General features: G+C 74.4%; 27 protein-coding genes. 10 read left to right on the top strand and 17 right to left on the bottom strand.

Features of this window, described 5'->3' with window-relative positions; all coding sequences use genetic code 11:
- Positions 1-206 precede the first annotated feature (206 nt).
- The 11 genes from DT057_RS10670 to DT057_RS10625 form a co-directional block, all read right to left on the bottom strand.
- Positions 207-794 (bottom strand): NUDIX domain-containing protein, encoded by a 588-nt coding sequence (locus tag DT057_RS10670; RefSeq protein WP_128562074.1) that lies wholly within the window; start codon positions 792-794, stop codon positions 207-209.
- Between the two features lie 136 nt (positions 795-930).
- Positions 931-1,095, bottom strand: coding sequence for a hypothetical protein (locus tag DT057_RS36110; RefSeq protein WP_203236244.1), 165 nt, complete (start codon positions 1,093-1,095; stop codon positions 931-933).
- A gap of 112 nt (positions 1,096-1,207) precedes the next feature.
- The gene (locus tag DT057_RS10665) at positions 1,208-3,334 is read right to left on the bottom strand and encodes an acetate--CoA ligase family protein (RefSeq protein ID WP_128562073.1); all 2,127 of its coding nucleotides are present in this window, start codon (positions 3,332-3,334) and stop codon (positions 1,208-1,210) included.
- On the bottom strand, positions 3,331-3,702 hold the full coding sequence (locus tag DT057_RS10660) for a Zn-ribbon domain-containing OB-fold protein (protein ID WP_128562072.1): 372 nt from the start codon (positions 3,700-3,702) through the stop codon (positions 3,331-3,333). Before DT057_RS10660 ends, DT057_RS10665 begins: the two co-directional genes overlap by 4 nt.
- Positions 3,699-4,835 (bottom strand): thiolase family protein, encoded by a 1,137-nt coding sequence (locus DT057_RS10655; protein WP_128562071.1) that lies wholly within the window; start codon positions 4,833-4,835, stop codon positions 3,699-3,701. Before DT057_RS10655 ends, DT057_RS10660 begins: the two co-directional genes overlap by 4 nt.
- Positions 4,832-5,584, bottom strand: coding sequence for an IclR family transcriptional regulator (locus tag DT057_RS10650; protein ID WP_162501374.1), 753 nt, complete (start codon positions 5,582-5,584; stop codon positions 4,832-4,834). The genes DT057_RS10655 and DT057_RS10650 overlap by 4 nt, the downstream gene beginning before the upstream one ends.
- 79 nt (positions 5,585-5,663) lie before the next feature.
- Positions 5,664-6,398, bottom strand: coding sequence for an ABC transporter ATP-binding protein (locus DT057_RS10645; RefSeq protein WP_128562069.1), 735 nt, complete (start codon positions 6,396-6,398; stop codon positions 5,664-5,666).
- A 3-nt stretch (positions 6,399-6,401) separates the two neighbouring features.
- The gene (locus tag DT057_RS10640; protein WP_128562068.1) at positions 6,402-7,184 is read right to left on the bottom strand and encodes an ABC transporter ATP-binding protein; all 783 of its coding nucleotides are present in this window, start codon (positions 7,182-7,184) and stop codon (positions 6,402-6,404) included.
- A complete protein-coding gene (locus DT057_RS10635; protein WP_128562067.1) occupies positions 7,181-8,242 on the bottom strand; it encodes a branched-chain amino acid ABC transporter permease in 1,062 nt (353 codons plus the stop codon). Before DT057_RS10635 ends, DT057_RS10640 begins: the two co-directional genes overlap by 4 nt.
- A complete protein-coding gene (locus DT057_RS10630; protein WP_128562066.1) occupies positions 8,242-9,102 on the bottom strand; it encodes a branched-chain amino acid ABC transporter permease in 861 nt (286 codons plus the stop codon). The genes DT057_RS10635 and DT057_RS10630 overlap by 1 nt, the downstream gene beginning before the upstream one ends.
- Positions 9,103-9,132: 30 nt before the next feature.
- Positions 9,133-10,302 (bottom strand): ABC transporter substrate-binding protein, encoded by a 1,170-nt coding sequence (locus DT057_RS10625; RefSeq protein WP_128562065.1) that lies wholly within the window; start codon positions 10,300-10,302, stop codon positions 9,133-9,135.
- Positions 10,303-10,494: 192 nt separating this feature from the next.
- On the opposite strand from DT057_RS10625, the gene DT057_RS10620 reads away from it, so the two are divergent.
- From DT057_RS10620 to DT057_RS10605, 4 genes are read left to right on the top strand one after another with little or no spacing between them, the layout of a single operon-like run.
- The gene (locus DT057_RS10620; RefSeq protein WP_128562064.1) at positions 10,495-11,859 is read left to right on the top strand and encodes an acyclic terpene utilization AtuA family protein; all 1,365 of its coding nucleotides are present in this window, start codon (positions 10,495-10,497) and stop codon (positions 11,857-11,859) included.
- A 4-nt stretch (positions 11,860-11,863) separates the two neighbouring features.
- Positions 11,864-12,235 carry an AtuA-related protein gene (locus tag DT057_RS10615; RefSeq protein ID WP_128562063.1) on the top strand — a complete coding sequence of 124 codons (372 nt, stop codon included), beginning with the start codon at positions 11,864-11,866 and terminating at the stop codon, positions 12,233-12,235.
- On the top strand, positions 12,232-13,179 hold the full coding sequence (locus tag DT057_RS10610) for an SMP-30/gluconolactonase/LRE family protein (RefSeq protein ID WP_128562062.1): 948 nt from the start codon (positions 12,232-12,234) through the stop codon (positions 13,177-13,179). Before DT057_RS10615 ends, DT057_RS10610 begins: the two co-directional genes overlap by 4 nt.
- 1 nt (position 13,180) lies before the next feature.
- Positions 13,181-14,227: an SDR family oxidoreductase gene (locus DT057_RS10605; RefSeq protein WP_128562061.1), complete on the top strand. Its 1,047-nt coding sequence runs from the start codon at positions 13,181-13,183 to the stop codon at positions 14,225-14,227.
- Positions 14,228-14,296: 69 nt separating this feature from the next.
- Here DT057_RS10605 and DT057_RS10600 read toward each other — a convergent pair whose 3' ends face one another.
- From DT057_RS10600 to DT057_RS10575, 6 genes are all read right to left on the bottom strand, one after another.
- A complete protein-coding gene (locus DT057_RS10600) occupies positions 14,297-15,256 on the bottom strand; it encodes a cupin domain-containing protein (protein WP_128562060.1) in 960 nt (319 codons plus the stop codon).
- Entirely contained in the window at positions 15,253-16,509 is a 1,257-nt protein-coding gene (locus tag DT057_RS10595; protein ID WP_238313532.1) for a Zn-dependent hydrolase, read from the bottom strand. The genes DT057_RS10600 and DT057_RS10595 overlap by 4 nt, the downstream gene beginning before the upstream one ends.
- A 10-nt stretch (positions 16,510-16,519) precedes the next feature.
- Positions 16,520-17,398, bottom strand: coding sequence for an alpha/beta fold hydrolase (locus tag DT057_RS10590; protein WP_128562059.1), 879 nt, complete (start codon positions 17,396-17,398; stop codon positions 16,520-16,522).
- 14 nt (positions 17,399-17,412) lie between these two features.
- A complete protein-coding gene (locus DT057_RS10585) occupies positions 17,413-18,558 on the bottom strand; it encodes a pyridoxal phosphate-dependent aminotransferase (RefSeq protein WP_128562058.1) in 1,146 nt (381 codons plus the stop codon).
- Positions 18,559-18,566: 8 nt separating this feature from the next.
- Positions 18,567-19,346, bottom strand: a complete 780-nt coding sequence (locus DT057_RS10580) for an SDR family oxidoreductase (protein ID WP_128562057.1) — start codon at positions 19,344-19,346, stop codon at positions 18,567-18,569.
- 81 nt (positions 19,347-19,427) lie between these two features.
- Positions 19,428-20,138, bottom strand: coding sequence for a GntR family transcriptional regulator (locus DT057_RS10575; RefSeq protein ID WP_128562056.1), 711 nt, complete (start codon positions 20,136-20,138; stop codon positions 19,428-19,430).
- Between the two features lie 230 nt (positions 20,139-20,368).
- On the opposite strand from DT057_RS10575, the gene DT057_RS10570 reads away from it, so the two are divergent.
- From DT057_RS10570 to DT057_RS10545, 6 genes are all read left to right on the top strand, one after another.
- Positions 20,369-21,211: an ABC transporter ATP-binding protein gene (locus DT057_RS10570; RefSeq protein ID WP_162501373.1), complete on the top strand. Its 843-nt coding sequence runs from the start codon at positions 20,369-20,371 to the stop codon at positions 21,209-21,211.
- 2 nt (positions 21,212-21,213) lie between these two features.
- On the top strand, positions 21,214-21,990 hold the full coding sequence (locus tag DT057_RS10565; protein ID WP_269153033.1) for a class II aldolase/adducin family protein: 777 nt from the start codon (positions 21,214-21,216) through the stop codon (positions 21,988-21,990).
- Positions 21,991-22,015: 25 nt separating this feature from the next.
- Positions 22,016-23,038, top strand: coding sequence for an ABC transporter substrate-binding protein (locus DT057_RS10560; RefSeq protein ID WP_128562055.1), 1,023 nt, complete (start codon positions 22,016-22,018; stop codon positions 23,036-23,038).
- 95 nt (positions 23,039-23,133) lie between these two features.
- On the top strand, positions 23,134-23,868 hold the full coding sequence (locus DT057_RS10555) for an ABC transporter permease (RefSeq protein ID WP_244937371.1): 735 nt from the start codon (positions 23,134-23,136) through the stop codon (positions 23,866-23,868).
- Positions 23,865-24,617, top strand: a complete 753-nt coding sequence (locus tag DT057_RS10550; protein ID WP_238313534.1) for an ABC transporter permease — start codon at positions 23,865-23,867, stop codon at positions 24,615-24,617. The genes DT057_RS10555 and DT057_RS10550 overlap by 4 nt, the downstream gene beginning before the upstream one ends.
- Entirely contained in the window at positions 24,614-25,906 is a 1,293-nt protein-coding gene (locus DT057_RS10545) for an LLM class flavin-dependent oxidoreductase (protein ID WP_128562053.1), read from the top strand. Before DT057_RS10550 ends, DT057_RS10545 begins: the two co-directional genes overlap by 4 nt.
- Positions 25,907-25,985: the final 79 nt, after the last annotated feature.

Below are 25,985 nucleotides of genomic sequence, written 5' to 3'. Positions count from 1 at the left end.
GCCCCCGTCAACTCCCCGCGCGACGATTCCGCGACGGAGCCGGCGAGGTCCCCTGCCCCGGGCAGCGGCACGGGCCGACGCATCCCGCAAACGGATGATGTGCCGGCTCTGCCGGTGGGATACGCTCGCGCGACTCAAGGACCTCCACTCCCCGCCCGGCCCCGCCGCGGCGGGTTTCCTTTGCCCGGTGGCCCCCCCGGTCGGGTTCAGGCGCGCAGGAGCGCCAGCAGGTCGTCGGGCAGGTCGCCGCGGCCTGCCCGCGCGCTCAGCGCCAGCAGCAGCGCGACGCTCGGCCCGTCCGTGATCTCGCCGGACAGGGCCGCCGTCACGGCCTCGCCGAACGGCAGCCGCCGCAGCCGCAGGCTCTCCTGGGGGTCGGGATGCGCCCCGCCCCGGCTCAGGGCCCAGGCCGCGAAGCAGGGAACCCGCTCGCTCGAGATGCCCGGGGAGGCGTCGAGGTGGAGCACCTCGAGCCACGAGGCCGCCTCGTAGCCGGTCTCCTCGGACAATTCGCGCCGGGCCGTCTCGAGAGGCGCGGCCGAGACCGGCCCCGACCCGCGCGGCACCTCCCAGGTGAAGCGGTTGAGAACGTAGCGGTACTGGCCGACGAGGGTGACGCAGCCCTGCGGGTCGACCGGCAGCACGGCGATGCCGAAGACCTTGAAGCGCAGGGCGACGTGCGGATGTTCGCGGCCGGATTCGTGCCGGAGCCGGTCGACGTCGACCTGGAGGTAGCGGTCGTCGTAGCGGCGCTCGCTCGCGAGCGTCTCCCAGGGGCTGGCGCGGCCCGTCATGCGGTCTCGTCCCGTGCTGGCGTGCCGTGGGGGCCCCTGAGCGCGCGGGCGCGGCCTCGGCCCCCCTCGATCTCTTGGCGCCGGACGCGTGCGCGACGCGGGGAGGCCGGCCGGCGGCGCCCCGCGCCGGCGCGCCCTACTTGCCGGAGCCGCCGCCGCCGCCGGCGGAGTTCGAGGTCGGCTTGTTGTTCTCCTCGGCGTTGCCGGCCGCCCCGGAGGAGCTTCCGGCCGGGCGGCCCTGGGCCAGCACCGGCCCGGCGGCGAGCATCATCACGGCACTGAGAATCGCGATCTTCCTCATGGGTCGTTTCCCTTCCTGCCGCCGCAAGGCCCCCGGGGCCCACGGCAATCCGGGGGCAACCCGCGGCGGCCGGGTTGGATCCCGCAATCCGGACCGCGCGCACCCGGCCCGGTCAGGCCGCGCCCTCGCGCAGGACGACGACGGCGTCGAGGGCGAGGCACTCCGCCTCGTGCGTCCCGACGAGGACCGGGTTGAGGTCGAGGCTGGCGATGCCAGCGCCGGGCTCGGTCATCAGGCGCCCGACCGCGCACGCGCACGCCACGAACGCCTCGAGGGCGACGGGCGGCTCGCCCCGGACGCCCGCGAGGATCGGGGCGACGCGCAGGGACGCGAGGGCCGCCCGCACCTCGCCGGGGCCGAAGGGGGGCAGGAGGATCCGCGTGTCCGGCAGGGCCTCGACGTAGCGGCCGCCGTCGCCGATCACCACCACGGGCCCGAAGCTCGGGTCGCGGTGGGCGCCCACCATGAGCTCGCGCCGGCCCCGCGCCATGCGGGCGACGACCACGCCGTCGAAGGCCGCGCCCGCGCCCGCCAGCCCGTCGCGGCAGGCCGCGAAGGCCCGCGCCACCGCGCCGGCGTCGCTGAGGCCGAGATGGACGAGGCCGAGCTCCGACTTGTGCGCCACCTCGCCCGAGCAGCCCTTGACGGCGACGGGGCCGCCGAGCGCCGCGAGGGCCGCCACGGCCTCCTCGGCCGTGCGGCAGAGGCGGTGGGGCACCACCGGCACCCCGGACGCCGCGAGGCGCGCCAGGCTCTCGGCCTCGTTGAGCAGGCGGTGGGTCCCCTCACGCCCGCCCGCGGGCTCCGGCACGGGGCGGCCCGCCGGCTCCGGCACGGGGCGGCCCGCCGCCCGGGCGACCAGTTCGTGGTGCGCGATGAGCTGGTGCAGGGCGCGCACCGCCGCGCCCTCCGACTCGAACACCGGCAGCCCCTGCGCCCGGAAGGCCGCGGCGACGCCCGGCTGCGGCGCGCTCACCACCACGGGCTTGCCCGTCCCGTCCGCGAAGGCCGCGGCGTCGCGGGCGAAGGCCGGCACGTCGTAGCCCGCCCCCGCCACCGGCAGGCCGATCAGGAAGGCGTCCGCGCAGGCGTCGGCGGCGATCACCGGCAGGATCTGGCCGAACAGGCCGCTGTTGGTGAGGAGCGCCGCCGTGATGTCGACCGGGTTGGCGGTGGCGGCGAAGCTCGGCAGGATCCGCCGCAGCGCCTGCTGCGTCTCCGGGCCGAGGGGCTCGAGGGGCATGCCGACCTGGCTCGCGGCGTCGGCCGCCAGCACGCAGGTCGCGCCCGAGTTGCTGATCGCCACGAAGCGCCGCCCGTCCGGGCGCCAGCCCTTCAGGTAGAGCTCGGCCGCCGCCACGAGGTCGCCGGTGTCCCGGGCGCGCCAGATGCCGTGCTGCTCCAGGAAGGCGTCGACCACCCGGTCCTCGTTGGCGAGCGCCCCCGTGTGGGAGAGCGCCGCCGCCTGGCCGGCCGGGGTGCGGCCGGATTTCAGCGCCACCACGGCCACGCCGCGCTCCCGCGCCGTCGCGGCGGCCCGGGCGAGGTGGTGGGGGTCCGGGATGCTCTCGAGGTAGAGGAGCAGCAGCTTCAGGCCCGGATCCTGCGCCACCTCGGCGGCGAGCTCGCACACCGTCACGTCGGCGTCGTTGCCGGTGGCGTGGGCGTGGCGCACGCCGATGCCCCGCCCGCGCAGCAGCCCGTAGGGCACCACGCTCATCGCCCCGCTCTGGCTGACGATGCCGACGGGCCCGTCCGCCGGGGCCGCCTCGATGAACATGGTGGAGAAGCTCGCCACCGCCCCGCTGCCGAAATTGGCGAGGCCCTGGGAGTTCGGCCCGACGATCCGCAGGCCGCGGGCCCGGGCCCGCTCGACCATCCGGCGCTCCTGCGCCTTGCCGCCGGCGGTCTCGCCGAAGCCGGACGCCATCATCACCGCGACCTTGACGCCGACCGCCGCGCACTCGTCGAGGGCCGCCACCGCCGCCTCGCCCGGGACCGCGATGATGGCGAGGTCGGGCGAAGCGTCGAGATCCGCCAGGCGCGGCACGGACTTGAGGCCCTGGACCTCCGCCCGGTTCGGGTTGATCGGGTGGACGCTGCCCCGATAGCCGAAGCGCGACAGGTAGAGGAGCGGGCGCCCGCCGATCTTGTTCGGGTTCTCGGAGGCGCCGATCACCGCGATGGAGCGGGGATCGAGGGCGGCCCCGAGGGACGGCGTCTCGCGGGAGGAGCTCATGGGGCGGCCTCGCGGTGGAAGGCGGGAATCAGGCGCTCGCCGAAGGGCTTGAAGCGCACGCGGACGGGATCGCCGATGGCGAGGGGCCCCTCGCCGTGCGCCATCACGCGGAAGCCTTCCGCGGCGTCGACGAGGACGATCGTGTAGGGCGCGTGGGCCCGGAGCGCCTCGGACGGCGCCCTCGCGACCACCGTGAGGGCGTGGACCGTCCCGTGCCCGGAGGCCTCGCGGGTCGCGACCGCGGCGCTGCCGCAGGCCGGGCAGAAGCCGCGGGCGAAGGACCAGCGCTGCCGGCAGGCGCCGCATTCCTGGTAGGTCAGGGCCGGCCGGCCGGTGGTCCAGTCGCCCGGATGCGGGTCGGGGGTCATGCGGGCTGCTCCAGCACCAGGCTGACGTGGGAGGAGAGCACGCCGCCGTCGCCGTGCAGCAGCGCGGTCGCGGGCGGCGGCACCTGGCGGTCGCCGGCGAGGCCCCGCATCTGGATCCAGGTCTCGGCGAGGTGCGCCATGGCGCCGCCGACCCCGCAATGGCCGTAGGACAGGAGCCCGCCATGGGTGTTGAGCGGCACCGGCCCGCCGGCCGAGAAGTGCCCCTCGCGGGCGAGCCGCCCGGCCCCCCCGCGGGGTGCCAGGCCGATATCCTCCAGGAGGATCGCCAGCGTGATGGTGAAGCTGTCGTAGATGCCGGCGTAGCGCACGTCCGCGAGGCTGCGTCCCGCCTGCGCCAGCGCCCGCGCCGCGCAGGCGCCGGCCCCGAAGACGGTCAGCGAGGGCGCGGCGCTGACGTGCTGGTGGGGATGGGTCTGGGCGGCGCCGGCGATGCGCACCCCGCCGCCGGGGCCGGGCTCGCGCGCGACGAGGATCGCCGCGCCCCCGTCCGAGACCGGGCAGCAATCGAGGAGCCGCAGGGGCGCCGCGATGGGCTTCGAGGCCATCACCTCGGCCACCGTGACGGGCGCGCGCAGGTGCGCGCCGGGATGCCGGGCGGCGTTGGCGCGCATCAGCACGGCGAGTTCCGCGAGGTCCTCCGGCGCCGCGCCGTGCTCGTGGGCGTAGCGGCTGGCGACGAGGCCGTAATAGGCCGGGATCGTCGGCCCGAGCGGCACCTCGTAGGCCGGGTGGCCGACCTGGGCCAGCGTCTGCACGGCGCTGTCGCGGCTCTGGCCGGTGAGCCGGTTCTCCCCGGCCACCACCAGGATGCGCTCCGCCGCCCCGGCCCGGACCAGGAGGTGGGCCAGCATCACCATGGCGAACCCCGTGGCTCCCCCGAGCTGGACCGCGTGCGCGTAGGCGGGCCTCAGGCCGAAATGCTCGCAGAACACGGTCGAGAGCATCAGGTGCGGCAGCGTGGTCGAGTAGCCGCAGATCACGCCGTCGACGCCTTCGCGCGCGACGCCCGCGCCGGCGAGCGCCGCCGCGGCGGCCTCGCTCATCAGGTCGAGGGTGGTGCGGCCCTCCCGCCGCCCGAACGGGGTCAGCCCGACCCCGGTGATCCAGCTCATGACGCCCTCCCCCGCGTGTCCGCCGGCACCCGCTCGCGCTCCATCAGGTCCGCCTCCCGCCGCAGGGCCTCGGCCAGCATCGCCTCGCGCGCCGCGAGGCGCGCGCTCAGGGCCGCGATGCTGAGCGCCGCGACCGTCCGGCCGCCCGGGTCCCGCACCGGCACCCCGATCGCCCCCATCGTGTCGACCACCCGGTCGAGGAGCACGACGTAGCCCCGCGCCCGCGCGGCCGCGACGGCCTCCCGGATCGCCGCGAGCCCGAGGCGGGGATAGGCCTCGAGGCGGCCCGCGACGATGCCCAGGATCGCGTCAACCTCCCGGTCCGGCAGCCAGGCGAGGAGCGCGAGCGAGCCCGCCCCGACGCCGAGGGGCCGCCGGCTGCCGATGTCGAGGTAGTTGGCGCGGATCGGGTAGGAGCCGGTCTCGCGCTCGACGCAGACCGCCTCGACGCCGCTGCGCACGGAGAGCAGCACCGTGTCCCCGGAGATCTCGGCGAGCCGCACGAGGCTCGGGCGGGCGAGGGCCCGCAGGTCGTCGGGACGCCCGGCGCCGGCCGCGAGGGCGAGGCTCTCGGGGCCGGGCCGCCAGCCGCGCCCGTCGGGCGCCCTCGCGACGAAGCCCTCCTGGGCCAGGGTGTCGAGGATACGCAGGGCCGTGACCTTGTTGAGCCCGGTCTCGGCCGCGAGCTCCGAGAGGCGCCGCGGGCCCGGGGCGGCGAGCGCCCGCAGCAGGGCGCAGACCTTCTGCACGGCGTTCGGCTCCGCGGGCCCGCCCGCCGGGCCGACCGCGCCCGCCCGCCCCTCGTCTGCCCTGCGGGGTGCCATCCGGTCAGGCCGCCTCCGCGCCGCCGAGGTAGATCCGGCGCAGGAGGGCGCTGTCCTGCAGCTCCGCAGCCGTGCCCTCGCCCGCCACCGCGCCGGTCTCCAGGAGGTAGCCGTAGGTGGCGTGCCGCAGGGCCTTCTCGACGAGCTGCTCGACCAGCAGCACCGCCGTGCCGGCGGCCGAGAGCCGGCTCGCCACGTCGAGGATGCGGTCGACCACCAGGGGGGCGAGCCCGCCCGAGGGCTCGTCGAGGATCAGGAGGCGCGGGTCCGCGATCAGCCCCTGCGCCACGGCCAGGATCTGCTGCTGGCCGCCGCTCAGGCGCGAGGCCTGCTGGTGGCGCTTCTCGGCGAGCTCGGGGAAATCGGCGTAGATCCGCTCGAGCCCCGCCGCTTGGGCGCCCCCGCGGCCCGCGTAGGTGCCGACGAGCAGGTTGTCCTCGACGCTGAGGCTCGTGAAGACCCGGTGCCCCTCGAGCACCTGCACCAGCCCCGCCCGCACGATGTCCCGGGGGCTCGCCCGCGTGATGTCGGCGCCCGCGAAGGTCACCCGGCCGCCCTGCTTGCCGATGAGGCCCGAGAGCGCGTGCAGGATCGTGCTCTTGCCGGCCCCGTTGCGGCCGAGCACGACCACGAACTCGCCCTCGCGGACGGTGAGCGAGGCGCCGTGGACGACGTGCGCCTTGCCGTAGGCGACGCGCAGGTCCGTGACCTCGAGGAGGACGGGGCCGGGCCGGGACATTCCTCAGGCTCCCAGGTAGACGCGGACCACCTCCGCGTCGTGGCGCACGTCCGCCGGGGTGCCGTGCTTGATCAGGCGGCCGCGGTCGAGGGTCGTGACCCGGGCGCAGACCCGGAACACGAAGTCGGTGTGGTGCTCGACGAGGAGCACGCCGACGCCGCTGTCGCGGACCGCCCGGACGATGTCGGCGAGGTGACCGATCTCGGCCCCGGTCAGGCCGCCGGCGGGCTCGTCGAGGAGGAGGAAGCGCGGCCGCAGGGCGAGGGCCCGGGCGATCTCCAGGAAGCGCTGCTCGGCGTGCTCGAGGAGGCTCGCCCGGCGCGCGAGGGCGTGTCCGAGCCCGACCCCGTGGACGAGGTCCGCCGCCCGCGCCCGCAGGGCCGCCTCCTCGCGCAGCGCCGAGGGCAGGCCGAGGGCCGTCGCGAGGAAGCCGGAGCGCACGTCGCGCCAGGCGCCGAGCATCGCGTTGTCGAGGACCGAGAGGTGGCCGAGGAGCCGGGGCTTCTGGAAGGTGCGGGCGATGCCCGCCCGCGGCCGGCGCTGGACCGAGCGCCGGGACAGGTCCTCCCCGTCGAGGCGCACCCCGCCGGCATCCGGCCGGTAGTAGCCCGACAGGAGGTTGAGCAGCGTGGTCTTGCCGCTGCCGTTCGGGCCGATGAGGCCGTGGATCTCCCCCGGCCGCAGGTCGAGGGAGACCGCGTCGAGGGCCGTCACGCCGCCGAAGCGCTTGGTGACGGCCTCGGCCGCGAGGCCGGCCCGGCCCGGCGCCGGGGCGGGCGCGCTCATCGCAGGGCCTGCGCGGCGAGGGGGGCGGGCGCCGCCGGGGCGGCGTCCGCGGCCGTGCCGTCCGGCGGGGCGAGCGCCTGGCGCAGCCGCGCGAGGTCGGGGCGGACCTCGTGGCTGCGGTGGGGCTCGCCCGAGACCCGGGCCACCAGCACCGCGACGAGGCGGCCGATCCCCTCCGGCACCAGCAGCACCACGACCAGGAGGGCGAGCCCGTAGAAGAACGTGCCGAGGCGCGCGAGGGGCGCCACCAGTTCGGGCAAAGCCGTCAGCGCCGCGGTGCCGATCAGCGGCCCCAGGATGGTGCCGCGCCCGCCGATGATGATGCAGACGAAGAAGAACAGCCCGATGTCGAACACGAAGGTGTCGGGCGTGATGTAGGTCTGGAGGGCGGCGAAGAGCGCGCCGCCGAGGCCCGCGGTGACGCCCGAGAACACGAACACCGTGAGCTTGACCCGGAAGACGTTGACCCCGACCGAGGCCGCCGCGACCTCGCTGTCGCGCACGGCGACGAGGGCCCGGCCCCACATCAGCCGGGCGACGTTCCAGGTCAGCGCCGTCACGGCGGCGGCGACGGCGAGGATCAGCCAGTACTGGCCCGACGGCGTGTCGAAGGGCGCCGGGAACCCCGGGACCGACAGGCCGGTGCCGCCGCCCGTGAGCCCGCCCCAGGCGAGGGACAGCTCGGTGACGATGAGCGCGAACGCCATCGTCGCCATGGCGAAGTAGAAGCCCGGCAGCCGCAGGGAGGGCAGGCCGAGCAGCAGGCCGGCGGCGCCCCCGAGGACCCCGCAGAGCGGCAGGGCGAGGAGCGGCGGCAGGCCGAGGGTGCCGGCCAGGATCGCGAACCCGTAGGCGCCCACCGCCAGGAGCCCGACATGCCCGATGGAGAGCTGGCCGGTGAAGCCCACCACGAGGTTGAGGCCCGCAACGAGCACCCAGTAGGCGCCGATGAGCGAGACGAGGTGGAGCCGGTAGAGGTCGCCCGACCAGTAGGGCAGGCTCGCGAGGGCGAGGGCTACCAGGAGCGCGAGGCCGAGGCGCGGGGCGCGGGCCGCCATCAGACCGGCCGCACCCGCCGGGCCCCGAGCAGCCCCTCGGGCCGCACCAGGAGCACCAGCATCAGGAGCCCGACCGCGATGGTCTGCTGGTACTCGCCCCCGAACCAGTAGGTGGCGAAGGCCGAGAGCAGGCCGAGCCCGGCCCCGCCGACGAGGGCGCCGAGGTTGCTGCCGAGGCCGCCGACCGCGAGCGCGATGAAGCCGTTGAGGGTCAGGGTCAGGCCGAGGGCGAAGAACGCGAAGGTGAGCTGGCCCGCCGCGAAGCCCGCGAGGCCCCCGAGCGCGCCGGCGAGCAGGTAGGAGGCGGAGCGGACCCGGTCGGTCGGGATGCCGCGGGCCCGGGCCGCGAAGGCGTCCTCGGAGGTGGCCTGGAAGAGCTTGCCCCACAGGGTCAGGCGGTAGAAGGCCTCGAGCCCCGCCGTCATGGCGAGCACCGTGAGGATCGGCAGCCAGTACTTCTGGTCGAGGAGCCCGGCCGAGAAGTCCTGCGGGATCAGGCGCGGGAACGGCTTCGGCTCGGTGCCCCACCACAGGCCGACCGCCTGCTGGAGCATGGTCGCGAGGGCGAGCGTCGAGAGCAGCCAGAGGTGCTCGTCGGAGCGCGCCAGCACCCGGCGCACCCCAACCACCTCGGTGATGCCCCCGAACGCCGCCCCCACCAGCACGGCCCCGAGGAGCCCGAGGCCGGCCGGCAGCCCGAGGCCGGCGATGAACCAGGCGCCGAACACGCCGCCGAGCATGCAGAGGTGGCCGGTGGTGACGCTGAGCACCTTCGAGGTCGAGTACATCACGTTGTAGGCGAGGGCCGTCGCCGCGTAGACGGCGCCGATGGCGAGGCCCGAGACGATCACGGCGAGCATGTCAGGTCCCCCCGCGGCCCGGGCCCGGCCTCAGCGCGGCGCCGCATCGTAGCAGCCGTCCCGGAAGGTGTTGGCGACGTCGACCACGATGTTCCGGTCGGGAAAGCCGTTGTGGTCCTGCGGGCTCCACGCGTAGCTCGCGTAGACCCCGGGGAAGTCCCGGGTCGATTCGAGCACCGCCTTGAACTTCTGCGGGTCGGTCGAGCCGGCGGTCCGGACGGCGTGCTCGATGATCTTGACGGTGTCGTAGCCGAGGGCGACCCACCAGAACGTGAAGTCGATCTTGCCGCCGAGAGCCGGCTTCAGGGCGTCGATGAGCGCCTGGGTGCGGGGCGGCAGCTTGCCGTCGACGTAGGTCGTGCTCTGGTAGCCGGCCGAGAAGGCGTTCTGCCAGTACTCGGGCTTGTTGAGCAGTTCCCTGATCGGCAGGGCCATCACGGCGGGGTGGCCCACCACCGGCACGTCCCAGCCCATGTTGCCGCGGGTGTTGAGGATGCGGGCCATCAGGCCGGTCGCCGCCGTCCAGGGCATCACCACGTCGGCGCCGGAGGCCCTGGCCTTCGTCATCTCGTCTGTGAGGTCGGTCTTGTTGGCGTCGACCAGCACCGAGTAGACCGGCTTGACCCCGGCCTGCTCCAGGAGCGCGGCCGCCGTCTTGGCGCTCGAGGTGCCGTAGCCCGAGGTGTCGCCGATCACCGCGACCTTGCGGCGCTTGAGCACGTCGAGCGCGTAGGCGTTGCCGCCCTCGATCCATTGCCGGTTGGTGTTGATGGCCCGGAAGGCGAGCGGGTACTTCTTCGGGTCGATGAGCTCGTCGATCGTGCCGATGACGATGTTGGGGATGTTCGCCCGCGCCACGACCGGCACGGTGGCGAGGGATTCCCCCGAGTTCACCGGCCCGATGATGAACTGCACCTTGTCGCTGAACAGGAGCTGCTGGGCGAGGTTCACGGCCTTCGTCGGCTCGCCGGCGGTGTCGCGGGTCAGGAGCTCGAGCCTGCGCCCGTCGATGCCGCCGGCCCGGTTGATCTCGTCCACGGCGAACTGGACGCCCTGGTTCTCGGCGATCGCCGCTGAGGAGAGCGGCCCGGTGAGGGAGGAGAGCCAGCCGATCCGGATCGGCTCCTGGGCCCGGGCGCTCCCCGCCCCGAGGGCCAGCGCGCAAAGGCCGAGCGCGCGCAACCACGCCGGTGACCGCATGTGACGTCTCCTCCCGGGCCGGGCTGCTGCTCGGCCCGTTGCCGAAGACAGTTGCGTCTGGCGCAAGACCTGTCAAGATCGTTCCAACAGAAGGAACGGTTTTGCCGTTTTCTTCGCGTATGCAGCAGACTGCATCGGATCTATGTTCTGCCTGACGGAACGAACGTCGGCGGCATGATCCCGGGAGGAGACATGACGGGACTGCGCATCGGCTCCGGCTCGGCCTGGTGGGGCGACCGCCTGGAGCCCGCCCGCCTCAACGCCGAGGAGGGCGACCTCGACTACCTCTGCTTCGAGACCATGGCGGAGGCGACGATCTCGGCGGCCCAGGTCCGCAAGCGCCGCGACCCGAGCTTCCCGGGCTACGACACCTACCTCGACGACCGCATGCAGCGGGTGCTGCCCGGCTGCCTGCGCCGGGGCACGCGGATCATCTCGAACCAGGGCTGGATCAACCCGGAGGGCGCGGCCGAGCGGGTGGTGCACTGGCTGCGCGAGTGCGGCGCGCCCCGGGGCACCAAGGTGGCGGCGGTCTCCGGCAGCCTGATCACCGATCGCGTGCTCGACATCGCCGGCCCCCTCCTGGAGGACGGGCGCCCCTGCGCGGCGCTCGCCGGCAGCCTCGTGTCGGCGGAGGCCTACATGGGCGCCGAGCCGATCGTGCAGGCGCTCCGGGACGGCGCCATGGTGGTGATCACCGGCCGGGTCGCCGACCCCTCCCTGTTCATGGCGCCGATGATGCACGCGTTCGGCTGGGACCCCCTCGACCACCACCGCCTCGGGCCCGGCAACGGCATCGGCCACGTGCTCGAATGCGGCGCGCAGGTCACCGGCGGCTACTTCTGCGACCCGGGCTTCAAGGACGTGCCCGAGCCCTGGGACCTCGCCTTCCCGATCGCCGAGGTCGAGAGCGACGGCAGCGCCGTGATCACCAAAGTCGCGCGCAGCGGCGGCGCCGTCACGGTGCGCACCCTGAAGGAGCAGCTCTTCTACGAGGTGCACGACCCGGGCCACTACATCACGCCCGACGTCGTCGTGGACTTCACCACGACCGAGCTCGAGGAGGTCGGCCGCGACCGGGTGCGGGTCAGCGGCATCTCGGGCAAGCCCCGCACCCCGACCCTCAAGGTCTCGATCGCCTGCCAGGAGGGGCACATCGGCGAGGACATGTTCTTCTACGCCGGCCCCGGCGCCCTGCGGCGGGCCGAGCTCGCCAGGCGGATCCTGGAGGAGCGCTTCCGCATCGTCGGGCTCGACGCCGAGGAGGTCCGCATCGACTTCGTCGGCCTCAACGCCATCCACGGCGGGCTGTCGCCGGGGGTGGCGGCCGGCGGGCCCGAGCCCTACGAGATCGCGGTGCGGGTCGCGGCGCGCACCCGGACGCGCGAGGAGGCCCTGAAGGTCGGCCGCGAGGTCGACGGCATGGCGGTCTCGGGCGTCGGCATGACGGGGAAGCGCGTGCCCCACCAGGACCGCACCCGGGAGATCATCGGCGTCTGGTCCTCCCTGGTGCCGCGGGAGGCGGTGCGCCCGGTCCTCACCGTGTACGAGGTCTGATGCGATGCGCCTGCCCCTCCAGCACGTCGCCCACGTCCGCTCCGGGGACAAGGGGAACACCTCGAACGTCACGGTCGTCGCCTACGAGGCGGAGCTCTACCCCTACCTGAAGGACCAGCTCACGGCGGAGTCCTTCGCGACCTTCTACGCCGGGATCGTGACCGGTCCCGTGGCGCGCTACGCCGTCGACCATCTCGGGGTCCTGAACTTCGTGGCGCAGGGCGCGCTCGGCGGCGGCGTCTCGCGCTCGCTCTGCCTCGACAATTACGGCAAGGCGCTCTCGGCCGCCCTGCTGGCCTTCGAGCTCGAGATCCCCGACCGCCTCGCCAACGCGCTGCGCAACTACCGCCCGGCGCCCGAGGGGAGCCCCGCATGAGGTCCGTTCCCGAATCCCTGCGCGAGATCGCCTCCGGGCTCCTGTTCCCGGAGGGGCCCGTGGCGCTCCCGGACGGGTCCGTGCTGGTGGTCGAGATCGGCCGCGGCACCCTCACGCGGATCGCGCCGGACGGCGCGAAGACGGTCGTGGCCGCGCCCGGCGGGGGCCCGAACGGCGCCGCGATCGGCCCGGACGGCCGCTGCTACCTCTGCAACAACGGCGGCTTCCGCTGGACGCCGCCCGGCGACCCGAGCGGCTACCGCCCGATCGGGCAGGCCGACGACTACTCGGGCGGGCGCATCGAGCGCGTCGACCTCGCCACCGGCGCCGTCGAGGTCCTCTACACCGAGAGCACGAACGGGCCGCTCAAGGGCCCCAACGACATCGTGTTCGACGGCGAGGGCGGGTTCTACTTCACCGACCTCGGCAAGGTCAGGGCCCGGGAGCAGGACCGGGGCGCCGTGCACTACGCCCGGGCCGACGGCAGCCTGATCCGCGAGGTGGTGTTCCCGATCCTGACGCCCAACGGCGTCGGCCTGTCGCCCGACGGGCGCACGCTCTACGTCGCCGAGACCGAGACGGCCCGCCTCTGGGCCTTCGCCCTGGCGGGGCCCGGGGAGATCCGCCCGGAGCCCTTCCCGTCGCCCCACGGCGGCCGCCTCGTGGCCGGGCTCGCGGGCTACCACCGGTTCGACTCGCTGGCGCTCGATGCGGACGGCAACGTCTGCGTCGCGACCCTCGTGAGCGGCAGCATCACGATCGTGTCGCCCGACGGCGCCGCCATCCGGCACGTGCCAATGCCGGAGCGCTGGCCCACCAACATCTGCTTCGGCGGGCCGGACCTGCGCACCGCCTACGTCACGCTCTCCTCCACCGGCCGCCTCGCCACGATGCCGTGGGAGCGGCCGGGCCTGCCCCTGCACCATCTCAGCGCGCGCCAGTAGGATGCCGCACGCGCTCGTCGTCGGCGGCCTCGGCGTCGTCGGGCAGGGCCTCGTCCGCCACATCGCGGGCCGTCCGGGCTGGCGGGTGACCGCGCTCTCGCGCCGCGCCCCGCCGGAGCCGGGACCGGCCCGCTTCGTCCCGGTCGACCTCCTCGACCCGGTCGACGCGGGGGCGAAGCTCGCCGGCCTTACCGACGTCACCCACGTGTTCTTCGCGGCCTACGCGGCGCGCGCGACCCCGGCCGAGGAGGTGGCCCCCAACCTCGCGATGCTCGAGACCGTGGTGCGGGCGGTCGAGCGGGCGAGCCCGGGGCTGGCCCATGTCGGCCTGATGCAGGGCACCAAGGCCTACGGCACCCATCTCGGGCCGTTCAAGACCCCGGCGCGGGAGACCGACCCGCGGCACATGCCGCCGAACTTCTACTACGACCAGGAGGACTTCCTGCGGGCGGCGAGCCGGGCGGCGGGCTGGACCTGGTCGGCGCTGCGGCCGCGCACCGTCTACGGCTACGCGGCGGGCAGCCCGATGAGCATGACGGCGGTGATCGGCGTCTACGCGTCGATCTCGCGGGAGCTCGGCCTCCCCTTGCGCTTTCCCGGCACCCCGGGCGGCTACCGGGCGATCCAGCAGGCGGTGGACACCGACCTCCTGGGGGAGGCCGCGCTCTTCGCCGCCACCGAGCCGGCCTGCGCGGGCGAGATCCTCAACGTCACCAACGGCGGCCTCTTCCGCTGGGAGCACCTCTGGCCCCGCATCGCCGACTGGTTCGGCCTCGCCTGCGGCCCGGTGCAGACCCTGCGCCTCGCCGAGGTGATGGCCGACAAGGGACCGCTCTGGGCCCGGATGATCGCGGCCCACGGCCTCAAGCCCCTCGCCTACCCCGACCTCGTCTCGTGGGCGTTCGGCGACTTCCAGTGGCACGCCGACTACGACAGCCTGGTCGAGACCACCAAGATCCGCCGCCTCGGCTTCCACGCGATCGTCGACGACGAGGAGATGATCCTGCGCCAGATGGCGGCCTTGCGCGCCGCCAGGATCATCCCCTGACGGCTCGGCCGGGCGGCAGGAGCCCGCGCCCGGGGCGGGAGCGCGCCGCCCCGGCGGCTGCCGGGTTCGTCAGGCCCGCTCCAGGAACTCGAACCCCATGGTGCGGGCGTGATAGTGCAGCCCGCCGTCCTGCACGATCAGGAACCGGGCCCGCGACGGGCCGGGATTGTGGTGCGAGTGGCGCGAGCCCGGGGGCGTCACCATGGTGGCGAACGGCGCCCAGTCGCAGCGCAGCCCGTCGATGGCGGAGTGGCAGCCCTCCCCCTCGAGGACGAGCGTCACCGCGGCGGAGTTGTGGCGGTGGGCCCGCTGGTGGGAGCGCGGCGGCAGCGTGTTCAGCGACAGCGTCAGGGTCGGCAGGATGTTGCGGCCGGCCTCGAGCGTCTCCGAGGAGAAGATCAGGGCGTGGCCGGACGTCTGCGCGTTCGCCCGGGTGCCCGCCAGGAGGGCCATCTGGCGGCCGATCTCGGCGGCCGGGTAGTGCACCGGGGCGACGGGCACGCGGGGCGGGAGCGCGCCGTCGAGGGCGAGCTGCGGCTCGTTCGTGACGCTCCAGAGCACGGCCCGCCCGCCCTCCGCCCGGTGGCTGGCGGGGCCGCCCGGCAGCAGCAGGACGTCGCCCGCCCCCCAGCGCAGCGTCTCGGGGCCGGCCCGCGTCGTGCCGGTGCCGGCGATGACGTACCAGATCGAGCCCGTGGCCGCGAAGTCGGCGGCGAGGGTCTCGCCGGGCGCGATGGCGGCGTAGCGGGCGAGCATCAGGGGCGTGGTGGCGGGAAACGGGCAGGCGAGCGCCTCCGACAGGTCGCAGGCCGTGAAGCCCGTCGGCGCCGCCGCGTCCCGCGCCCGCCCGCTCTCCCGCGCGAAGGTGTGGGGCGGCACCGCCGGCAGCTTGATGTTGAAGGCGTTGCCGGAATTGAAGAAGCGGGCGCGGGCCGCCGCCGCATCGGCGGGCCCGGACGGGAGCTGCACCGGCAGGTCCGCCATGTCGACGGGATCGGGGCTGTCGATCGGGGCGGGATCGGCGCTCATCGGGGCTCCGGGGTTGCGAGAAGATCGGGTGCGGCCGCGAGGTCGTGCAGGACCTGCGCCAGCACGCCGGCCCCGGCCGCCACGTGGGCGGGCTCGGCCCACTCGGTCTCGACGTGGCTCGCGCCGTCGCGGCAGGGGATGAAGATCATCGCGCTCGGGCAGACCCGTGAGAGGTTGCGGGCGTCGTGCCCGGCGGCCGACAGGACCGGCATCGCCGGATGCCCGTGCGCCGCGGCCGCGCGGGCGATCAGCGCCCGCAGCCGCGGGTCGAAGGTGTTCGAGGCCGCGTCGACGAGGGGCGTCAGGCTCACCCCGCAGGGGGCCGCGTGGCCCGCGCACAGGGCGGCGATCCGCCGGCCGGCCGCCTCGAGCACGGCGTTGTCGGGGTGGCGCAGGTCGATGCTGAAGGTGACCTCCGCCGGCACGACCGAGGGCGCGTTCGGCGCCACCGCGACCCGCCCGATCGTGAAGCGGACGTCCGGGTCGAGCCCGCCGACCTCGGCGTGGAGGGCGCCCGCGAGGCGCGCGAAGGCCGCGACGGCGTCGCGGCGCCGGTCCATCGGCAGGGTGCCGGCGTGGCCCTCCCGGCCCTCGAGGCGGACCCGGAAGGTCTTCTTGCCCTGGATCCCGGTGACGATCCCGATCACCCGGCCGGCGGCCTCAAGCACCGGCCCCTGCTCGATGTGCAGCTCCAGGTAGGCCGCCACCGGGGTGCCAAGGGGGCGCCGGGGCAGGTCCGGGAAGGCGGCGTGCAGGCGGTCGAGGGCGTGGCCGACGGAGATCCCTCCCGCGTCCCGCACGGCGCGGATGGCGGCGAGGTCGCGCAGACCCGCGAAGGCCTCCGAGCCCATCATGCCGGGCGCGAAGCGGCTGCCCTCCTCGTTCATCCAGGCGACCACCGCGAGGTCGCCGGGGGGAAGCCCGTCGAACGACGCCACCGCCTCCAGGGCCGCGAGCACCCCGGCCGCCCCGTCGAAGCGCCCGCCGGTCGGCTGGGTGTCGATGTGGCTGCCGAGGAGGATCGGTGCCGCCGCCGGGTCCCGGCCGGGCCGGGTCAGGAAGAGGTTGCCGGCGGCGTCGAGGGCGGGCGCGAGGCCCGCCTCCCGCGCCCAGGCGACGATCCGGGCGAGGGCCGCGATCTCGCCCTCGCTCAGGGCCTGGCGGTCGACGCCGCCCGCCGGCGTGGCGCCGATCTCGGCGAGCGCCATCAGGCGCCGCCAGAGCCGGTCGGGGTCGATCAGGGCGGCGGTCAAGGCGCTGGTCCTAGCGGGTGCGCATGATCTGGCCCGGCAGGGCCCGCGGGTCCCGGGGCAGCCAGCGCCCGGCCTCGACCTGCGCGATGAAGCCGGCGAGGAGCGCGTTGAAGGCGTCCGGCTCCTCGAGGTTCAGCGTGTGGCCGGTCTTGGGGAACACCGAGAGGCCGCAGGCCGGGATGGTCCGCTTCAGGAACAGGCCGGGCTGGAGGCAGTGGTCGTCCTCGTCGCCCACCACCACGAGGGTCGGCACCGCCATGCGGGCGAGCTCCTCCTCGAGGTCGTAGAACGAGGGCCGCCTTGCCTGGACGCCCCGCATGGTCAGGGCGGCGCCCCGGTCCGAATGCGTCGCGAGCCGGTCCGCGAAGTCCTGCCAGCCGCGCGGGTCCTTGTTCTGGAACTGCACCCGGCTGGCGCCGAGGGCGTAGACCTTCGCGAACTCCCGCGCGCCCTGGCGCTCGAACTGGTCGGCGACCTCCAGGGAGACGCCGCGGAAATACGCCTCGAACGCCTTCTCGCAGCCGTAGCCCGCGCCCGCCACCGTGAGCGACAGCGCCCGCTCCGGCGTGCGCAGGCCCACGTGCACGGTGCAGAAGCCGCCCATCGAGAGCCCGACGATGTGGGCCTTCTCGATCCCGAGCCCGTCCAGCACCGCGACGGCGTCGGCGGCCGCCCGGGCCTGGCCGTAGGCCTCGAGGGAATCCGGCACGTCGGACGGGGGATAGCCCCGGGCCGCGTAGGTGACGCAGCGGTGGCGCCGGCTGAAGTGGCGCAGCTGCGGCTCCCAGGCGAGGTGGTTGCCGCCGAACTCGTGGATGAACAGGATCGGGGTGCCCTCCCCGGCCTCCTCCACGTGCAGGGTCACGCCGTCGTCGGTCCTGATCGCCATGGGCCTCCTCCGTCTCAGAATTGCGCCGGCACGTCGTTGAGGGTGCGGGCCTCGGCCACGAGCGCCGGCAGGAGTTCGCAGAACGCCTCGACCCAGGGGCCCGGCACCGAGGTGCTCACCTTCACGAAGCGGTCGCCGAAGCGCGCGGTGTGGTAGGTGCCCTGGCGGATCATGATCCCGCGCCGGCGGTAGCACTCGACGAGCGCCTCGGGCCGGATGCCGGCCCCGATCGTCTCGAGCACCAGGAAGTTGCCGTGAGAGGGCAGGACCGGCAGGGCGAGGCCCTCGACGCCGGCCGCCGCCTCCTGGATCATCGCCTTGTTGGCCCCGTCGACCGCCCGCACCCGCGCCATCCACTCGCCCTTGACGGAGAGCCCGGCCCGGGCGGCGGCCTGGGCCACCACGCTGGCGCCGAGCACGCTCGTGGTGCGGCTCGTCATCTCGTCGAGGAGGCCGGCCGGGGTCACGAGGGCGCCGATCCTGAGGCCCGCGAGCCCGAGCCACTTCGAGAAGCTCACGGACACGACCGCCCCCTCGGGCGCGACCTGCAGCGCCGGCACGTGGCCCTCGGCGAAGTCCCGGTAGGTGCAGTCGTGGACGAGGAGCGCGCCGCACCCTCGGGCGATGGCCGCGAAGCTCTCGATCTCGTCCCGGGTGTAGCGGATGCCGAGGGGGTTGTTGGGGTCGACGAGGTAGATGATGGCGGTGCGCTCGTCGACGTGGGCCCGCAGGGCCTCCGCGGTCAGGCGGTAGCCGCAGGCCGGGTCGTAGATCGGGATCTCGATCACCTCGGCGCCCTGCTGGCGCGCGAACTGGCAGGGCCACTTCCAGGTCGGGTCGGTGGTGACGAAGGTGGTGCCGGGCCGGCAGCGGGCGCGGCAGACGAGCGCGAGGGCGCTGACGCCGCCCTCCGTGACCACGGCCTCGGCCCCCGGCGTGCCGAGGTCGGCCACGATGGCGGCCCGCAGCGCCTCGACGCCGAGGGGCGGCGCGTAGGCGTTGAACGCGCCGTCCTCGATCGCCCGGATCATCGCCTCCCGGACGGCCGGGTGGCTCTCGATGTGGTTGGTGTTCTGGCCGAGCCAGTACAGCCCCGGCGTCGCCGCGAGGTCGTCGAAGTAGCGGTTGCGGATCAGGGCGGGGGATGCGGCGGAAGCCATGCCGCGCCTCAGATCACCGAGCCGCGGGCGGCGATGCCGCCGTCGATCGTCACGACGGTGCCGGTGATGTAGCCGGCCCGGGGCGAGGCCAGGAAGGCGCAGAGGTCGGCCACCTCCTCGGAGGTCGCCGGGCGCTTGCCCGGGTACTTGTCGAACAGCTCCTCCCAGCGCGCCTCGTCGCCCAGCATGTCGATGGCCTTGCGCTTCATGATCTTGAGCATGCGGTCCGTGGCGACCGGGCCCGGGTTGACGGCGACGACCCGCACGCCGTGGTCGAGGCTGCGGCCGCCGAGCGCCTTGGTGAAGGACATCAGCGCGGCGTTGCCGGTGCTGCCCGCGATGTAGCTCGCGTCCCAGTTCTCGCCCGAGTTGCCGATCACGTTGAGGATCACGCCGCCGCGGCCCTTCAGGCGCGGATAGTACAGGCGCGCGAGCGTGATGTAGCCGAACACCTTGAGGTCGAAGCCGCGCCGCCAAGCCTCCTCGTCGAGGATCTCGATCGAGCCGGCCGGGATGTCGCCGGCGTTGTTGATCAGGATGTCGACGTCGCCGACGTCGCGGGCGAGCCGCTCCATCGCGTCCGTGCGCGAGAGGTCGAGGGCGTGGACCGCGACCCGGACGCCGTGCTCGGCCTCGAGCCGGGTCCGCGCCTGCTCCATCGCCTCGCCGTTGCGGGCCGCGAGGTGCAGGTGGCAGCCCTCGGCCGCCAGCACCTGCGCGATGGCGAGGCCGATGCCCTTCGAGGCGCCGGTGACGAGGGCGGTCTTGCCGGTGAGGTCGAGATGCACGGGACGGCTCCTGGGCGGCGGTGCTGCGGGATCAGGTATGCACGAGCCAGCAATTTGCATACCAAGAGGCGCCCCGGCGCGTCACTCGAAGGCCGCCAGGAAGTCGAGGAGGTTGTCGCCGAGCAGGTTGACGTGGTCGCGCATCGCCTGGTGGGCGCGCTCGGGGTCGTGCGCCAGGATCGCCCGCATGATCGCCTCGTGCTCGCGCACGGTGTCGGTCATCCGGTTCGGCATCCGCGTCACCCGGCGGCGGTAGGCCGCCACCTGGTTGCGCAGGCGCCGGGTCTGCTCGGCCAGGAAAGCGTTGCGCGAGGCCTCGTAGATCGCCTCGTGGAACTCCTGGTTGACGTCGTAGAACCCGTCGGCGTCCGGGCCGTCGGCGCGGTCCACCAGCCGCTGGTGGATCGCGTCGATCCGCGCCCGCCAGCCCGGGGGCGCGCGCCGGGCGGCGAGGCGCGCGCACAGGCCCTCGAGCTCGGCCATCACCTGGAACATCTCGATCAGGGCCTGCGCGCTGATCGTGCGCACGGTCGCGCCCTGGCGCCCGCGCAGGGTGACGAGATCGCCGGCCGCGAGCAGCCGGAAGGCCTCCCGGACCGGCGTGCGCGACACGCCGAAGCGCTGGGCGATCTCCTGCTCGTCGAGGCGGCAGCCCGGCTCCAGGTGCCCGGCCGCGATGTCGGCCTCGAGGCGCCGGCGCAGGCTCTCGGTCAGGGTCACGCCCGGGCGCAGAGGCGTCACGTTGGGCAGGGCCGCGGCCGCCTCAGCGCTTTTTTGTGCACTCCGTGCCATCTCTATGCATCTCGTCCGGTCATTCCTGCATTCAAGCAAGGCGCGGACCGCCGCGCAACTGCCCCGCGCCACCCACCCGGCACCATCCGCCCGCCGCGTCCCCCGCGGCCTCCCGCCCTCGGCCGGGCCGCGGCCGGCGGCCGGCTGGCACAGCCGTTGCAGGACCGTGTTCACGACGCGGCCCGGGGCGCATACGCGACAGGGCCTCCCTTATACAAGGACGCGGCCTGGTGCTGTCATCGAAGCGAGAGCGTGAGCCGGACCCGGCGCCGCGGCCCGTCGCGCCCGGGTTGATCGAGCTGCGGGGCATCGACAAGACCTTCGGCACCGTGAAGGCGCTCGCGGGCCTCCAGGCCGCCGTGGCGCCCGGCGAGTTCGTCACCGTGGTGGGCCCGAGCGGCTGCGGCAAGAGCACCCTGTTCAACATCGTGGCCGGGCTCGAGGAGCCCGATCCCGGCGGCGTCCTGCGCTTCGAGGGCCGCTCCTGCCACGCCCGCGACCTCCTCGGCCGGGTCTCGTTCATGCCCCAGCGCGACCTGCTGCTGCCCTGGCGGACGGTGGTCGACAACGCCATCCTGGCCCTCGAGATCGAGGGCGTGCCGCGCAGGGCCGCCCGGGCCGAGGCCCTGGGCCTCCTGCCGGAATTCGGCCTCGCGGGCTTCGCCGACCAGTACCCGCACCAGCTCTCCGGCGGCATGCGCCAGCGCGTCGCCCTGATGCGCACCTTCCTGTTCCGGCGCGACCTCCTGCTGCTCGACGAGCCGTTCGGGGCCCTCGACGCGCTCACCCGCACGATGATGCAGCGCTGGCTGCTCGACCTCTGGCAGCGGCACCGGCGCACCGTCCTGTTCATCACCCACGACGTCGACGAGGCGATCTTCCTCGGCGACCGGGTCCTGGTGATGACCGCCCGGCCGGGCTCGGTGAAGCTCGAGCAGCGGATCGACCTCCCCCGCCCGCGCCGGCCCGAGCTCGTGACGGAGCCGGACTTTATCCGCCTCAAGCGCACGCTCCTCGCGGCGATCGAGGAGGAGAGCCTCAAGTCGTTCCAGTTCGCCGCCGAGGAGACGTGACCGTGACGCAGCCATCCGGGGCGCCCCGCCCCATGCCGCAGGCGGAGTGGGAGGCCCGCATCGCCCTGGCGGCCTGCTACCGCATGGTCGCGCGCCTCGGGCTCGACGACCTGATCTACAACCACATCTCGGCGCGGGTCCCGGGCCGCGACGACCAGTTCCTGATCAACCCCTACGGGCTGCTCTTCGACGAGGTCACCGCCTCGAGCCTCGTCAAGATCGACGTCGAGGGGCGGGCCGTCGAGGCGACGCCCCACACCGTCAACCGCGCGGCCTTCGTGATCCACGGGGCGATCCACGCGAGCCGCCACGACGCGGCCTGCGTGCTCCACACCCACTCCGACGCGAGCGTGGCGGTCTCCGGCCAGGCGGGGGGCCTCCTGCCCCTGAGCCAGTTCGCCATGCGGTTCTACGAGCGCCAGGCCTTCCACGACTACGAGGGCGTGGCGATCGACTGCGACGAGCAGGAGCGGCTGGTGCGGGACCTCGGGCCCCACAAGGTCATGCTGATGCGCAACCACGGCATCCTGACCGTCGGCCGCACGCCCGGCGAGGCGTTCATGCTGCTCTACTACTTCGAGCGCGCCGCCCGCATCCAGCTCTCCATGCAGGCCGCCGCCGCGGCGGGCGCCGCCCTGGTGATCCCGCCCGCGGCGGTCTGCGAGAAGGCCGCGCGCCAGTTCTGGGAGCTCCAGGGCGACATCCTGGTCCCGGGCGAGCGCGAGTGGCCGGCGCTGATGCGCCAGCTCGACCGCACCGATCCGTCCTACCGCACCTGACCGCAGCGCCCGAACCGGAGGCCCCATGCCCGTCCGCCGCCATCTCCTCGCCGCCCTCGCGGGCCTCGCCCTCGGCGCCGGCCTCGCCGGGGCGGGAGCCCCCGCCGCCGCCGAGGGCGCCGCCAAGGCGTCCCTGCGCCTGAAATGGCTGCCCCAGGCCCAGTTCGCCGGCTTCTACGTCGCGCTCCAGAAGGGCTACTACCGCGCCGAGGGCATCGACCTCACCATCAATCCCGGCGGGCCCAACCTCCTGACCGAGAACCTGGTGGCCACGGGCTCCGACACGTTCGGTCTGTCGGGCGGCACCGACAGCGTCTTCGCGGCCCGCGACAAGGGGCTGCCGGTCGTCTGCATCGGCATCTCGCACCAGCTGACGCCCTTCGTGTTCGTCGCCCGCAAGGACGGCCCCGTGCGGACGCTCCAGGACTTCAAGGGCCGCAACGTCACGGCCTGGTTCACGGGGGCGAACCACGTGCTCAACGCGATGCTGACCAAGGAGGGCATCCGGCCCGACGAGGTGAAGCTCCAGCCCCAGCAGGTCAGCGTGACGCCCTTCGTCGACGGCAGCGTCGACGTCGCGACGGCGACCTACTACAACGAGCTCTACACGATCCAGAGCCGCATGGGCCGGGAGGCGCTGCGCACCTTCGTGGCCGAGGATCACGGCGTCACCTTCCCGCGCGACACCCTGATCGTCTCCGAGGCGACGGCCCGGGAGAAGCCCGACCTCGTCAAGGGCTTCCTGCGCGCCTCGGTCAAGGGCTGGAAGGACGCCTTCGCGGACCCGAAGGCCGCCGTCGATGCCGTGATGGCGGTCGCCCCCACCCTCGACCGGGCCCAGCAGGACTTCATGCTGGCGGAGGTGAAGCGCCTGATGACCGCCGGGGCGGCCCGGGACCACGGCCTGTTCGCCATCGACCGGGCGGCTCTGGCCAAGGTCCACGACCTCCTGCTCCAGGCCAAGGTCATCGCCAAGCCGGTGGACATCGACGCGGCCTACGCGCCCGCCTTCATCGACGCGCTCGCGAGCGCGGACCGCCAGCTGTGACGGCGGCCTCCCTGGCGCGGGCGCTCCCCGGCGCGACGGCGGCGCGCGGGGGCGCGGCCGGGCGGCTCGTCAGGGCCGCTCTCCGGCCGGGGGGCGTGCTCCGCCTCGTCCTCGGCGTGTGCGCCGTCGCGCTCGCCTGGGAGGCGGCGGTGCCGCTCCTGGGAATCCGGCCCCACATCCTGCCCCGCCTCTCGGCCGTCGCCTCGGCCGTGCTGGCGACGCCGGCCGCCTACCGCGACGGCTTCCTGCGTACCCTCGCCGAGACGCTGATCGGCTTCTCGGCGGGCGCCGCCTTCGGCGTCCTCATCGCCGTCGCGTTCTTCCGCCTGCGGGCCCTGCGGGAACTCGTCTTCCCGATCTTCGTGGTGTCGCAGACGATCCCGGTGATCGCCTTCGGGGCGCTCGTGGTGCTGTGGTTCGGCAACACGCTGCTCGCCAAGGCGACGATCGCCTTCTACCTCACGTTCTTCCCCGTCGCGGTGAACGCGCTCCTGGGCTTCGAGGCGGTCGACCCGCGCCAGGTCGCGCTCCTGCGCAGCTTCGGCGCCTCGCCGCGACAGATCCTGCTGCGCCTGCACCTGCCCGCGGCCCTGCCGCAGATCTTCGTCGCGCTCCGGCTCGCCGCCTCCCTGAGCCTCGTCGGGGCGATCGTGGGCGAGTGGTTCGGCGACACCACGGGCCTCGGCGTGCTGCTGCTCCAGGCGATGTACAACGAGAACGTCGTCGGGCTCTGGGCCGCCCTGCTCGCCTGCGCGCTCCTCGGCACCGGCTTCTACGCCGCCGTCGCGGCCCTCGAGCGCCGCCTGGTGTTCTGGAGGGCCGAGCAGTGAGCCCCGCCTCGCGCGCCGTCCAGCGCGGCGTCCTCGGCGCCGTCGTCCTCGTGCTGGCCTGGGAGGGCCTCGCCCGCGGCCTCGCCCTCCCGGCCTACGTGCTGCCGGCGATGAGCGACATCCTGGCGGGGATCTGGCGCCAGCGCGCGCTCCTCGCGGACGCGGCCGGCACCACGCTCGCGGAGGCCGTGCTCGGCTACGGGCTCGGCGCTCTCGCGGGCATCGGCCTCGCCGTCGCGGTCGCCCTGGTGCCGGCGGCGCGGGGCGCCGTGCTGCCGGCGGCGACCGCGGTCAACTCGGTGCCGGTCGTCGCCTACTCGCCGCTGATCCTGCTGTGGTGCGGCATCGGCATGGGCTCGAAGATCGTCATGGTGGCGCTCGCGGTCAGCTTCACGCTGTTCCTGTCGACCCTCGCGGGCCTCGACCGGGTCGACCGCCGCGCCGTCGACCTCCTGCGCAGCTTCGGCGCCGGGCGCCTCGCCGTGCTCTGGCGCCTGCGCCTGCCGACGGCGCTTCCCCTGATGCTCGCGGGCCTGCGGGTCTCGACCGTGCGCAGCATCATCGTGGCCCTCGTCACCGAGATGCTCGGCGCCTACGGGGGGCTCGGCTGGGTGATCTACCAGGCGGTGCTCCAGATCGACTTCGTGCAGGTCTGGTCGGCGATCTTCGTCGCCTCGGGGGCGAGCCTCCTGTTCTTCGGCCTCGTGGGCCTCGCCGAGCGCCGGCTGCTGTTCTGGAGGACGCCGTGACCCGCCAGATGCATCTCGGGCTGTTCCTGCTCGGCACCGGCAGCCACGTCGCGGGCTGGCGCCACCCGGGCGCGGTCGCGAGCTTCCAGGACATCGGCGCCATCCGGGAGATCGCCCGCACCGCCGAGCGCGGCCGGTTCGACATGATCTTCATGGGCGACAACCTCTACGCCGACCCCAAGGCCCACCCGTCCTACACCCTGCGCCTCGAACCGCTGACGATGCTGGCGGCGCTCGCCGGCGCCACCGAGCGGATCGGCCTCGGCGCCACGGCCTCGACCACCTACAGCGACCCGTTCACGGTCGCCCGCGCCTTCGCGTCCCTCGACCACATCAGCGGCGGGCGCGCCGCCTGGAACGCCGTCACGACCGCCAACCCCGCCAGCGCGGCGAATTTCGGCACCGTTCATCCCGAGCACGCCCGCCGCTACGAGCGCGCCGGGGAGTTCCTGGAGGTGGTGCGCGGCCTCTGGGACGGCTGGGCCGACGACGCCGTGGTGGCCGACCGGGAGAGCGGCCTCTACATCGACCCGGCCAAGGTCCGCGCCCTCGACCACGCCGGGCCCTTCTTCCGCGTGAAGGGCCCGCTCAACATCGGCCGCAGCCCCCAGGGGCACCCGGTGGTGCTCCAGGCCGGCGGCTCGGAGGCCGGCCTCGATCTCGCCGCCCGCACCGCCGACGTGGTGTTCTCGGTCGTGCAGGACCTCGACGAGGCGAAGGCCGCGTACGCCGCCCTCAAGGGGCGCCTGCCGGCCCACGGCCGCCCGCCCGACGCGGTGAGCGTGCTCCCCGGCGTGATGCCGGTCGTCGGGCGCACCACCCGCGAGGCCTTCGACACGCTGGCGGTGCTCCAGGGCTTCGTGAGCGACGACAACGCCCTCGCGCTGCTGTCGGACCGGCTCGGGCGCGACATGGCCGCCTACGACCTCGACGGCCCGGTGCCGGAGATCGCGCCCTCCGACAGCTACCACGCCTTCGCCCGGGTGATGCTCGCCAAGGCGCGGCGCGAGCGCATGACCCTGCGCGACCTCTACAACCTGACCGCGGCGGCGCGCGGCCACTGGGTCCTGTGCGGCTCTGCCGAGACCGTCGCCGACACGCTCCAGCACTGGTTCGAGGCGGGGGCGGCCGACGGTTTCAACATCATGCCGCCGTTCTTCCACGCGGGCTTCACGGCCTTCGTCGACCTCGTCGTGCCGATCCTCCAGGCGCGGGGCCTGTTTCGCCGCGACTACGCCGGTACGACGCTGCGCGACCATCTCGGCCTCGCCCGTCCGGCGCGGGCGTGACGCGCCGGAGGGGCGCTCTCCCTCATCCCTCGGTATGAGCCGGCCTGCCGCGAGGTCTGATCGAAGCAGACGCAGGCCT

The organism is Methylobacterium crusticola (assembly GCF_003574465.1).
Lineage (GTDB): Bacteria > Pseudomonadota > Alphaproteobacteria > Rhizobiales > Beijerinckiaceae > Methylobacterium > Methylobacterium crusticola.
This window is presented reverse-complemented; position numbering and strand designations above follow the sequence as displayed.